This is a genomic window from Bifidobacterium sp. LH_424 (assembly GCF_056356895.1).
Genome location: NZ_JBKEVC010000004.1, coordinates 99,654 through 112,795, shown reverse-complemented (window position 1 = coordinate 112,795; position 13,142 = coordinate 99,654). Strand labels below are relative to the sequence as shown.

Below are 13,142 nucleotides of genomic sequence, written 5' to 3'. Positions count from 1 at the left end.
ACATGACACGGAAAGCGACGGGTGAGACGACATGGCGATCGATGCACAGGGTCTGGAGATTCAGATCGGCGCAAGGACCTTGCTGCACCCGTGCGACTTCCACGTGGCCAAAGGCGACAAGATCGGTCTCGTCGGCCGCAACGGCGCCGGCAAGACCACGCTCACGCGCGTCATCACCGGCGACATGCTGCCCACCTCCGGCAAGGTGCGCGTCTCCGGCAAACTCGGCTACCTGCCGCAGGACACGCACGCCGCCGACCCCGAACAGACCGCGCTCGACCGCATGATGAGTGCGCGAGACATCGCCTCGATCATCAGCCGCATCCGCAAGGCCGAAAAGGAGATGACCGACCCCGATCCGGATGTGATGACCAAGGCCATGAACCGCTACGACAAGGCCATGCAGGACTTCGACAAGGCCGGCGGTTATGCGGCCCAATCCGAAGCCATCGCCATGGCCTCCTCGCTCGGCCTGCCCCAGGAGGTCATGGAGCGGCCGCTCGGCACGCTCTCCGGCGGGCAGCGTCGACGCATCGAACTGGCGCGCATCCTCTATTCCGACGCAGACACGCTCATCCTCGACGAGCCCACCAACCACCTCGACGCCGACTCCATCGAATGGCTGCGCGGCTACCTGAAGAAATACGAAGGCGGGTTCCTCGTCATCTCCCACTCCACCGAACTGCTCGACGAGGTCGTCAACAAGGTGTGGCACCTCGACGCCCAGCTCGGCCAGATCGACATGTACTCGCTCGGCTGGAAGGCGTACCTGCACCAGCGCGTCGTCGACGAGGAGCGTCGCCGCCGCGAACGCGAGGTCGCCGAGAAGAAGGCCGAACGCCTCATGAAGCAGGGCATCCGCCTGCACGCCAAGGCCACGAAGGCCGTCGCCGCGCAGAACATGATGCGCCGCGCCGAAAAACTCCTCGAGAACACGTCGGAGGCGCAGAAGAAGGAGAAGGTGGCGGACATCCGCTTCCCCGAACCCGCGCCCTGCGGCAAGACCCCGATCATGGCGAAGGACATCTCCAAGGCGTACGGCTCCAACATCGTGTTCGCCGGCGTCAACCTCGCCATCGACAAGGGCTCGCGCGTCGTCATCCTCGGCTACAACGGCGCCGGCAAGACCACCACGCTGCGGCTGCTCGCCCACATCGAACAGCCCGACACCGGCTCCGTCGACTACGGCCACGGCTGCAAGATCGGCTACTTCGCGCAGGAGCACGACACGCTCGACCTCGACGCCACCGTGCTCGAGAACCTCACGCACGTCGCCCCCGAACTGAACGACACGCAGGCGCGATCCATCCTCGGCTCGTTCCTGTTCTCCGGCGACGACGCGATGAAGCCCGCCCGCGTGCTCTCCGGCGGCGAGAAGACGCGACTCGCGCTCGCCACGCTCGTCACCTCGCGCGCCAACGTGCTGCTGCTCGACGAGCCCACCAACAACCTCGACCCCGCCTCGCGCGAGGAAATCCTCAAGGCCATCGCCAAATACGAGGGCGCGATCGTGCTCGTCACCCACGACGAGGGCGCCGTCCAGGCGTTGAACCCGGAACGCGTGCTCCTCATGCCCGACGGCGACGAGGATCTGTGGAACGACTCCTACCTCGAACTGGTCGCCGAGGAGTAGTCCTCCAGATACGCGCGCATACGACGCAGACCCTCGGCGGTGGCCTCGGGCGTGCCCACGTAGCTCAGACGCACGTAGCCACGGCCACGCCCACCGAACCCGGAAGCGGGCGTCACCACCACCTTGGCACGATGCAGCAGATCGACCGCGAATGCGTGGTCATCCATGCCGGTGTCGCGCACGTCCACCAGCACGTAGAACGCGCCGTCCGGCGTCGCGCATGAGACAAGCGGCATGTCCGCCACGGCGGCGACGACCATGTCGCGGTTCGCGCGGTAGACGGACGTCATCTCGTCGAGGATCTCGTTCGACCCCTCCAACGCGGCCACCGCGCCCTGCTGCAACGCGCCCGGCACACAGGAGACGATGTCCTCCTGCATCACCGTCATCCGGTCGATGATCGGCTTCGGGCCGAACGCCGCGCCGATGCGCCAACCGGTCATCGCGAACGTCTTCGAGAAACTGTCCACCACCACGGTGCGGCGGCGCATGCCCGGCACCGCGGCGATCGACAGACATTCGACCGACGGATCGTAGACGAACGAGCGGTACACCTCGTCGCTGATCACCCACAGGTCATGCCGTTCGCACACTTCGGCGATGAGATCCAGCTGCTCCGCGTCGATGACCGCCCCCGTCGGGTTCGACGGCGAATTGAGCAGGATCGCGCGCGTGCGCGGCGTGACCGCCGCCTCCACGTCCGCCGCCTGCATGCGGAAGCCGTGGCCCGCGTCGAGCGGCACCGGCACGACGTTCGCGCCGACGAGCCTCACCTGTCCGAAATAGTTCGCATAGCCGGGGTCGGGGATCAGGATGTCGTCGCCCGGGTCGAGCGTCGCGAGCATCGCCAGATACACGGCCTCCATGCCGCCCGCCGTGACGATCACGTCCGTGTCCGGATCGTAGTCGGTGCCATCCGCCGCGTTGCGGTGCTCGCACCACGCCTCACGCAGCGCGACCGCGCCACGGTTCGGCGTGTAGTGCGTGTCGCCGAGGCTCGCGGCCCGGTAGGCGGCGTCGATGACCGGCTGCGGGGTGTCGAATCCGGGTTCGCCGATCGCGAACGAGACGGCGTCCGGCACGCCCGCGGCGAGTTCGAACATCTCGCGCACGCTCGGATACAGGGCTTCGGCGGCGCGCTTCGATACCTTCGGCATGACGGCATACTCCTTGTGCATCCATTCGGATTCGTCGTATGCGGCGGCGGGGTCGCGGTTCCCCTTCACGAACCACGACCCCGCCGCCGAAATCCATAGGTTGCCGGCAAGTATGCCATCGTCGCGTTACGCGGAGGAGAGCGTGTCCGATGCGCGAGAAACGGCGATGGACGCTCCGGCGGCGGGTCAGTCGAAGAACCCGTTTCCGATCGACGGCATGCTCCGGTATGGCGGACGGTACGGCGGACGATGCGTGCGGTCGCCGTACAGGTCCTCATGGCCGAACGCGGTGGCGTGTCGGTCGCGGCGCATGTACTCGTACACGTCCACGTCGGTCGGATCGGGCTGGTTCGACCAGTCGACGCCTCCCGACAGCAGCGGGTCGCGCGCGTCGATGCGGCTGCGCATCAGTTCGATGTCCTCCGACGCGTCCGCCAGACGGTCCGGATCCGTGCGCCTCAGCCGCTGTTCGACCAGATCGAGATAGGCGCGTTGGCTCTGCAGATCCTCATGCAGCCGCACCTCCTCGCACAACGCCGTGTACAGCCGCTCCCCGCGGCATGCGCGCTGCGCCTGCTCGACGGTCTCCTCGTGCCGGCGATCCGCCTCGACGCGTTCCCGCGAAGCATCGATCTCGTGCGCCAACCCGTCGAACAGCGTGGAAAGGCGTTCGTCCATCCGCGAGTTCACGGTGTCGCGCAGGGAACGCTGGCGGGCGAACGGACGTTCGCCGTTGACCCGCAGCGACAGCATGCCGGTCGGTTCGAATTCGCGCGACCGTCCCTCCACCCATTGCGGCGCGTCGCTTTTCGGCACGCCGGTCAGCGTGCGGGGCTTCGGCGGGCTGCCGGGCTTCGACAGCTCCGACACGTGGAACGAGGACATGAACCCGTCCTCGTCCCGCACGACGAGATGCGGCCACGGCCATTTGGACCGCTTCGCCTCGGCGAACAGCTCCCGGGACGGGTCGACGACGGCGTATCCGCGTTCGACGGCCATGCGGGCCGCTGTCCCGATGATCGTCGCGGCCCTGTCCACCTGATCGTCCGACACATACCGCCTGTCGACGTCCTCCCGGAACAGCTGGACCCACGACCGCGCCGTCGCGTCCTCGTCCTGCATGATGATCTCGTCCGACATGATGTCGCTCCTTCTCCCGATGCGCGGCCTACGCTGGCCGCCTTGCGGACCTTCGTCGTCCGCCGACACGCACCACCATGCCGCGTCTGTGAGGTATATGCAAATCGCATGTGAACAATGTGCATAACGGTGCATAACTCTGTGCATAACCGCTGGATATCGGGGTGAAACCGTACGGATGGGATTGCGATGTCGCAATCCGATCGTGTCGGGTTCCGCCGACGGCGTATTCGGATGTTCCGCCGAAATCATGCACGACACGCCGCGTCGACGGAAACCGTACCCGATATGCCGGCCCGTACGGGCGTGTGTTAGCTTCTAGGAGAGACGCGGGGCACGCCGTCGTTCCCGTCTCGCACGGCAACGATCGAGGACGGCGGCAGGAGGTGCGCCATGGGCGATGCGCGACGGGAGATGGAACGGCTGCGGCCGGTCTACGAGACCGGCGTGCTCAGACTGCTGCTGCGACGCAACTCGCGCCTGTACGTGGCGTTGCTCAAGGCGGCGTTCGACCCGCTGACCGGCGAACTGCCGCGCGAGACGCTGGAGGAACGGTTCGCGCAGGGACTCGCCGCGCTCGCCGACATCGGCGAATACGCGCTGGACCCCGACCTCACGTTCGGCCAGGCCGCGCATCGCATGCTCGTCGACCTGACCCGCGAGGGCGAAGGCGACTACGCCTGGCTCGCCAACTCGCACGACGCCGCATCCCACCGGTTCCTCTACCGGCTGACCGCGCGCGCCCACCGCGCCATCGAGGCGCTGGGGCGGCTGGAGGACGAATCCCGCACCCTGTCCGGCGCGCAGGCCAACAGCATCATCATGGAGATCGAGCACGCTCGCATGCGGCTGACCGCCGACCCCGGCGAACGCGTGCGCCTGCTCAACCGCGAGATCAAGGAGCGCAAGCACGAGATCAGACGCATCCAGCAGGGGATGCGGCATGAGACGCTCGACGACTCGCAGGTGGAGGACATCATCGCCGTCATCCACAACACGTTGCGCGGCGTGCCCGTCGACCTGCGTGAGCTCGTGCTCGCCGAACGGGACAACGGCGACGCGCTCCGCCGGCGCATGCAGGCCGGCGACATGGACGTCGACGAGATCCTGAACGCCTACAACGCCGAATACCGCGCGAACTTCGGCGAATCCGACATGGGGCGCCGCTTCGAGGACGCCTTCCAGGTGATCATCACCGACGAGGGACGCCAGCAGATCGACGAGGCGATGCGCGACATCGCGAGGACGCCCTACCTCGCGGGGGAGTCCGCCGCGCTGCTCGGGCAGGTGCGCGACGAGCTCGCCCACATCTACGACGGCATCGAGGCGGTACGCGCCCAGATGCGTGTCTCCAACGAGGAGATCGGCAGGCTCGTACGCCAGCAGACCGACACCCGGTACCGGTCGATGCTCGCGCGGCTCAACCGGCTGTACGCCGCCGTCAACGCCGACGCGAAAGCCCATCCGGGCGCCGACGGCAGGCCCTACGCCACCGACGTCGGCGGGGTCAGGCTCGCCCCGCTGCCCACGCGGCCGGCACGTTCGATGGTCCGCGCGGCATCGCCCGGACTGGATGCCGCCGGGGACTCCGACCTGCCGCGCGTCGACCTGAAGACGCTGATCGACAACGGTGGTCCGCGTCTGCGCCGCATGATCGCGCTCATCCGGAGGGAACCGGTGACGGCCGACGGCGGAATCGACATTGCCGCCAGTTTCAACCGGCTACCGGAATCCGATCGGCGTGAAAGCGAACTCGTCGGCTTCCTCGGCGCGATCGGCGGGCGGGAGGACGGTGACGCCGTCTGGCATTGCGTGACAATCGACGGCAGGCCTCGGGACTGGCGCACGCGTGCGCTGATCGCCGGCGCGGACGAACTGGACGCCATCATGGAGGAAGGATGATCATGGACGAGAAGACCAACCCCGACGCCCTGTTCGAAGGGGATCGCGGCGACATGGGCGCGGACGCCCGCAGGGCCGCCATCGCGCTCAAACGCGAACGGTACATCGAAGGCGAGCTGTACGACCTCGTCGACGACAACCGCGACGCGGTCATCCGCTCGCTTAACAACGACATGCTCGAGCTCGTCGACGACGAACGCCACCGCATCATGTACGCGACGCCCGTCACTGGCCCCGACGTCCCATTGCGTTCGCTCAAGACGCGCACCAGCCTCAGGCGCGAGGAGGCCGCCCTGCTCGCGTTCCTGCGCATCCGCGTGCTCGAATACGAGAACATGCAGGTGCCGGAGGGGCAGTGGATCGTCGGCTTCGACGAGATGCGCGCCGCGCTCGCCACCGGCGCCGGATACCTCGCCTCACGCAACGACGAGGAGGGCGTGCTCAAGCAGGTGGGCACGCTCGTCAACACGATGGTCACCTACGGCTACCTGTCCGACACCGACGACGACGCCATGTACCGGATCACGCCGCTCGTCCCCGTCGTGCTCGACCGGGAGCTGGCGGACGCATGGCTCGGCATCGCCGGCGGTGACGGCGACGGGGCCGTCGATGACGGCGCGGACGATGGCGCCGACGTGGATGGCGCCGACGAAGACGGCGCCGAAGCGGAAGAGGAGGAGTGAGCATGGCCGCCAGGGAACTGCAGATGATCGCCGACCGGTGGATGATGGAAAGCCGCCGTCTCGTCAATTGGGGCTCGTACCAGGGCTACCACGAATTCAGGCCGTCCACCGACCCGAAGCTCCCCGTCACGCTGCTCGCCGGAGCCAGCGAATCCGGCAAATCCACGCTCGTGGACGCGCAGATCTCGCTGCTGTACCCGACCGGCACGCCGTTCAACAAGGCGTCGAACTCGGGGCGCTCCGAACGCAGCGACTACACGTACCTGCGCGGCATGGTCGGCGTCGGCAGCACCGCGGGCGGCGACGAGCCGGTCTACCTGCGCGGCCGCGACGACGACGGGGCGCCGCAGGCCGTATGGGGCGCCATCGTCGACACCTACGTGAACGCCACCAGCGGCCAGACGCTGTCATGCGCCAAATTCCTCTACCTGATGGCGGGCGACGGCCGCGGCGACATACGCCGGCAGTACGCGGCATGGGGCAAGCCGATCGACCCGCGGCTCATGGACGCCTACCGCGACCATCCGTTCACCCCCACGCAGCTGAGGGACACGTACCCCGGATGCGAGACCTTCACCAGCGCCGACGCGTTCCACGAACACATCTGGGACATGATGGGACTGAGCGAGGAGGCCTGTCGGCTGCTGCACAAGATCCAATCGGCGGACGCGCCGTCGAGACTCGACGACATCTTCAAGCAGGGTGTGCTCGGCGTGCCCGAAGCCCTGGCCCTGGCGCGCGACACCGTCGACGATTACGAACGCTACGAGGCGAACTTCACCGAAATGGAACGCAAGGCGAAACGCGTGACGGCGCTCACCGGCATCCGGGACGCATGCGAAGCCTACGACGACGCATGCCGGCGCGTCCGGACATTCGACCCGGTCGATCCGTCCAAGGAGGCCGGATCGGCGGCGATACGGCGGTGGGCGATCGCGCGGATGGCCGACGAGGTCGCCGCACGGCTGCCCATCGACGAACGCGAGCACCGCGAGCACCAGGCCGCCGCCGAAACCGCATACCGAGACGGCGAGAAGATCCGCGCGGGCATCGACGCCATCCGCGACCGCATCAGGGGGTTGGACGGTGGCAACCTCGCGCGGATGGAGATGGAACTCGAACAGGCCAGGCGCATGCTCGACGACGTGAAGACGAACCGCGGGCGCATCGAGGTCGGGTTCGAGACGATCGGCGAGACGATGCCCGGAGACGAGCATGCCTGGACGGAGAGGCGCATCGCCGCCGTGGACTTCACCCGCCTGTACGACCGGCGGGCGCAGGAGCTGGACGAGACGCGCGACCGCGCGGTCGCCGCCCGCTCCGCGGCGAACGACGAGCTGCGCCGCCTCGAACGCGACTATGAGCGCCAGAAGACGCAGCGCACCCGCATCACCCAGCAGATGGACGAGACCCGCGCCATGCTCTGCAGGGCCACCGGACTGTCCGCCGGCGAACTGCCGTACGTCGCCGAACTCATGGACGTGCGCGAGGACGAGGAACAGTGGCGTCTGGCCATGAACGTCACCTACGGCGCCATCGCGCAGACCATCCTCGTCGACAAGCGCCACGAACGTGGCTTCGCCGCCAAGATCAGCGCCATCGACCCGCATGCGATGGCGCGACGCACCTGGCAGTTCGTCGACACCTCGGAGCGCTTCGGGGCGGACGACGGAAAGGCCGCGGGCGACGGCCCGTGGATGTCCTCGAAGCTGCGGTATCGCGAGGATTCGCCGTTCGCCGATTGGCTGCGCGCGCAGACCGCATCCGAACGGTTCGACGCCGTATGCGTCGACGCCATCGACGACGCCGACCGCGAACGCCGCCAGGTGCAGGCCGACGGGCAGATCAAAAGCGGCAAACGCGGGCAGCACGGCGTCAAGGACCGTCGCGAGGTCATCGGTTATGTCACCGAGGCCTATCTGGACGCGCTGAAGCACGGCATCGCCGAAGCGCGCGGCCGCTCGGAACGGGCGGAAAGCGACTACATGGAGGCGAAACAGCGTGCGGAGGCCCTGCGCAGCGGGCTCGAACTCGCCAAGCAGCTCGCCTACACGTCATGGGAGAGCGTCGACGTGGAATCCGCCTCGGCCACGGTGGACGGGCTCGAGGCGTCGATCGCCGCGATCAGGAACAACCCGGAGCTCGCCGAGCTCGTCCGACGTGAGGAATCGATGAGAGAGGAGCTCGACCGCAACGAGCAGCGCCGGTTCGCCGAGAAACGTGACGCCGACGCCGCGGCGTCCGCCTGCGAAGCCGCCCGACGGTGGCTGGACGCCAACCGGAGCCATGCGTCGCGGGAGACCGACGGCGATGCGGACGCCGCCGGGCGCGTGGGCGCCGCGCCGTTGGACGAGAGCGCGGAAACGGCGCTCGAACACTCCTATGAGGACGGGTTCTCGGGAATCGCGGACGCTGCGCTGCGGGCCCACATGATCATCGGGGCGGGCGCAGACGCGCCGGCCGCGGGCACGTCGTTCCCCGAACGCGTTATCGCGAGGATGCGCGACGACATGACCGCCCGCATCGACGCGCTCGCCTCCCAGGTCTCGGCCGCGAAGACGGTCGTCGAAGCCCGGATGGAATCGTACAAGGGCATGTACGCCGCGGACGACGACGCGCTGTCGGCCACAGTGGTGGACCGCCGGTACTATCTCGACGAGCTGGAGGGACTGTCGCGACTGACCGCCGGCGAGGCGACCGGCGCCGAATACCGGCGTTGCCTGGAACAGCTGCTGATGAGCCTGCTGACCATCAAACGCGCCGTCGACACCGACGAGGCAGGCATCCGCGACCAGCTCGACCGCATCAACGCCATGCTCGACGGGCAGCGGTTCGGCCCCAAGCACGGCAGCCTGTCCCTGCATGCGGACGTGCGCAAGCCGGACCGGGGCTTCTCCTCGCAGCTGACCCGGACCATCGGCGCGCTCAACGACTGGAAGGCGTCGGGGAGCGACGATACGGCGGTGATGCGCAAGGTGTTCACCTCGTGCGGCGGCGTCATCGGTCTGCTGCGCGCCCAGCTCGCGCAGGTGAGGGACGCGAACGGTGTGAAGAGCTACGGCGCGCGCGACCTCGACCCGCGGTGCCGTTCGTCCTTCTACGCGATCGTGCACCACGAGGACGGGCTCGACGAGCGCATCACCTCCACCGGCGGACGGTCCGGCGGAGCCCTGCAGGAGCTCACCTCGTTCGTCTACGGCGCCGCGCTCATCTACCTGCTCGGCGGAGGCATGGAGAACCGTCTCAAACCCAACTACACGACGCTGTTCCTCGACGAGGCGCTCATCAAGGCGGACGGCCGCTACACGCAGCGCGCCCTCACCGTGCTGCCGCGCCTCGGCTTCCAGGTGATCGTCTCCGCGCCGGAAAGCAAGACTGGCGAGATTCTCGAGGTCTCCACCAAGGCCTACGTCACCTACAAGAACCCCGACACCGGCCTCACCTCCCTGCGCGAGGCCGACCTCGCCGGAGAAGGGGAGGATGAATCCGCGGACGTCGCCTGACGGCATGACGGTCCGGCCGGGAGACACGCCGTCGAACAGGTGTTCGATATGCGTCGGGGTTTCGGGTATTCTGGGTGCGGAAAATCCGCGGCCGGACGCGTGCCGCGGCGACTGACGGAAGGCGGGGATCGTGGCGACGAAACGGAAGACGACGGGCGGCAGGAACGGCGAGGTCGTCGTCGAGAAGGTGATGACCAGCGATTCGTTCCTCACGCGCGAGATCCGCAAGGCGCCGCTCGTCGAGCACGACGGTTCGCTCGTGGCGGACATCTCGCACATCCCCAACGACCTCAAGATCACCATCCAGGGCGCGCGCGAGCACAACCTCAAGAACGTGGACCTCGCGATCCCGCGCAATCGCATGGTCGTGTTCACCGGCCTGTCCGGTTCGGGCAAATCCTCGCTCGCGTTCGACACCCTGTTCGCCGAGGGCCAGCGCCGCTACGTCGAATCGCTGTCCGCGTACGCGCGCCAGTTCCTCGGTCAGATGGACAAGCCGGACGTCGACTTCATCGAAGGCCTGAGCCCCGCCGTGTCCATCGACCAGAAGACCACGAACCGCAACCCGCGCTCCACCGTCGGCACCATCACCGAGATCTACGATTACCTGCGTCTCCTGTTCGCGCGCACCGGCGTGCCGCACTGCCCCGAATGCGGCGAACCCGTCGCCTCGCAGACCCCGCAGCAGATCGTCGACGCGCTCATGGACTATCCGGAACGCACCCGCTTCCAGATTCTCGCGCCCGTCGTCAAAGGCCGCAAGGGCGAATTCGTCGACATGCTCGAACTGCTACGCTCCGACGGCTACGCCCGCGCGCTCATCGACGGCCAGATGCGGCAGCTGTCCGATGACATCACGCTCGCCAAGCAGAAGAAGCACACCATTGAGGTCGTCGTCGACCGTCTCGTCGTCAAGGACGGCATGCGCCAGCGGCTCACCGACTCGGTCGAGACGGCGCTGAAGCTCGCCAACGGCTCCATCGTCATCGACTTCGTCGACGAGGAGGAGGGAAGCCCCGCCCGCCGTCGGCCGTTCTCCGAACACCGCAGCTGTCCGAACGGGCACGTGCTCGAACTCGACGAGATCGAGCCGCGCACCTTCTCCTTCAACGCGCCTTACGGCGCATGCCCCGCCTGCACCGGTCTCGGCTTCAAGCTCGAGATCGACCCGGAGCTCGTCATCGCCGACCCGGACAAGTCGCTCGCCGACGGCGTCATCGAACCGTGGAGCAACACGAAGATGACCGCCCAGTACTATGGCCATCTGCTCGAAGGCCTCGCCCGCGAGATGGGCTTCTCGATGCGCACCCCGTGGAAGGACCTGCCCGCCGACGTGCGCCACGACATCCTCTACGGCCACGAGTTCAAGGTCGACGTCTCCTACCGCAACCGTTGGGGCCGTCTCAGGGAATACTCCACCGGCTTCGAAGGCGTGGTGCGTTCGCTCATGCGCAAGCACGAGGAGACCGACTCGCAGTCGATGAGGGAGTACTACGAGTCGTACATGCGCGAAGTGCCTTGCCAGGTGTGCCACGGCAGGCGTCTCAAGCCCGAGGTGCTGGCCGTCACCGTCGGCGGCCTGTCCATCTTCGACGTGTGCGACATGCCCGTCGTGCGCGGGCTCGCCTGGGTCAACGGGCTCAAGCTCGAAGGCGCGGACGCGAAGATCGCCGGCGAGGTGCTCAAGGAGATTCGCGCCCGCCTCGGCTTCCTCAACGACGTCGGCCTCGACTACCTCACCCTGTCGCGCGCCGCCGCCACCCTGTCCGGCGGCGAGGCGCAGCGCATCCGTCTCGCCACGCAGATCGGTTCCGGCCTCGTCGGCGTCATGTACGTGCTCGACGAGCCGTCCATCGGCCTGCACCAGCGCGACAACGCGCGTCTCATCGAGACGCTCCACCATCTGCGCGACCTCGGCAATACGCTCATCGTCGTCGAGCACGACGAGGACACGATCCGCGAGGCCGACTGGCTGGTCGACATCGGCCCCGGCGCCGGCGAGCACGGCGGCGAGGTCGTCTACTCGGGGCCCGCGAAGCATCTCGTCGAGGCGAAACGCTCGATCACCGGCGACTACATCGCCCACCGCCGCGAGATTGCCGTGCCCGCCCACCGCCGCAAGGTGAGGAGGACCGCCCAGCTCAAGGTCGTCGGCGCGCGCGAGAACAACCTCAAGAACATCGACGTGAGCTTCCCGCTCGGCGTGTTCACCGTCGTCACCGGCGTCTCCGGATCCGGCAAATCCTCGCTCGTCAACACGATCCTCTACCCGGTCCTCGCCGACAAGCTCAACGGCGCGCGCATCGTGCCCGGCAAGCACCGCCGCGTCGAAGGGCTCGACCAGGTCAGGAAGGTCATCCACGTCGACCAGAACCCGATCGGGCGCACGCCGCGCTCCAACCCCGCCACCTACACGGGCGTGTGGGACAAGATCCGCGCCCTGTTCGCCAAGACGCCCGAGGCGCAGGTGCGCGGCTACGGGCCCGGCCGTTTCTCCTTCAACGTGAAGGGCGGCCGTTGCGAAGCATGCCATGGCGACGGCACGCTCAAGATCGAGATGAACTTCCTGCCCGACGTGTACGTGGAATGCGAGACCTGCCATGGCAAACGCTACAACCGCGAGACCCTCGAGGTGAAGTACAACGGCAAGACCGTCTCCGACATCCTCGACATGCCCATCGAGGAGGCCGCCGACTTCTTCAAGGCGTACACCGGCATCTCCCGGTACCTCAAGACCCTCGTGGACGTCGGCCTCGGCTACATCCGCCTCGGCCAGCCCGCCCCGACGCTCTCCGGCGGCGAATCCCAGCGCGTCAAGCTCGCCACCGAACTGCAGCGCAGGTCCGACGGCAGGACCGTGTACATCCTCGACGAGCCGACCACCGGCCTGCACTTCGAGGATGTGAACAAGCTGCTCAAGGTGCTGCAGGGGCTCGTCGACAAGGGCAACACGGTCATCGTCATCGAGCACAACCTCGACGTGGTCAAGTCGGCCGACTGGATCATCGACCTCGGGCCCGAGGGCGGCGACGGCGGCGGCACCGTCGTCACGCAGGGCACGCCCGAACAGGTGGCGCAATGCGAATCGTCGTGGACCGGCCGCTTCCTCAAAGGCATGCTCTGA

Annotated in this window: 7 protein-coding genes; 5 read left to right on the top strand and 2 right to left on the bottom strand. The window is 67.5% G+C overall.

Features of this window, described 5'->3' with window-relative positions:
* Window positions 1–31 precede the first annotated feature (31 nt).
* Window positions 32–1,633, top strand: coding sequence for an ABC-F family ATP-binding cassette domain-containing protein (locus tag AC1AYP_RS05415; RefSeq protein WP_101622713.1), 1,602 nt, complete (start codon window positions 32–34; stop codon window positions 1,631–1,633).
* Here AC1AYP_RS05415 and AC1AYP_RS05410 read toward each other — a convergent pair.
* Window positions 1,606–2,790 (bottom strand): pyridoxal phosphate-dependent aminotransferase, encoded by a 1,185-nt coding sequence (locus AC1AYP_RS05410; RefSeq protein ID WP_476547069.1) that lies wholly within the window; start codon window positions 2,788–2,790, stop codon window positions 1,606–1,608. The genes AC1AYP_RS05415 and AC1AYP_RS05410 overlap by 28 nt on opposite strands.
* Window positions 2,791–2,976: 186 nt before the next feature.
* Window positions 2,977–3,930: a hypothetical protein gene (locus tag AC1AYP_RS05405; RefSeq protein ID WP_034526043.1), complete on the bottom strand. Its 954-nt coding sequence runs from the start codon at window positions 3,928–3,930 to the stop codon at window positions 2,977–2,979.
* A gap of 393 nt (window positions 3,931–4,323) precedes the next feature.
* Here AC1AYP_RS05405 and AC1AYP_RS05400 point away from each other — a divergent pair, with 393 nt between their 5' ends.
* The 4 genes from AC1AYP_RS05400 (at window position 4,324) to uvrA (ending at window position 13,142) form a co-directional block, all read left to right on the top strand.
* Entirely contained in the window at window positions 4,324–5,832 is a 1,509-nt protein-coding gene (locus AC1AYP_RS05400) for a DUF3375 family protein (protein WP_034526044.1), read from the top strand.
* 2 nt (window positions 5,833–5,834) lie between these two features.
* Window positions 5,835–6,515 carry a DUF4194 domain-containing protein gene (locus AC1AYP_RS05395; protein WP_476547068.1) on the top strand — a complete coding sequence of 227 codons (681 nt, stop codon included), beginning with the start codon at window positions 5,835–5,837 and terminating at the stop codon, window positions 6,513–6,515.
* 2 nt (window positions 6,516–6,517) lie between these two features.
* Window positions 6,518–10,018, top strand: coding sequence for an ATP-binding protein (locus AC1AYP_RS05390; protein WP_476544904.1), 3,501 nt, complete (start codon window positions 6,518–6,520; stop codon window positions 10,016–10,018).
* 190 nt (window positions 10,019–10,208) lie between these two features.
* Window positions 10,209–13,142, top strand: a complete 2,934-nt coding sequence (gene uvrA, locus AC1AYP_RS05385) for an excinuclease ABC subunit UvrA (protein ID WP_476544927.1) — start codon at window positions 10,209–10,211, stop codon at window positions 13,140–13,142.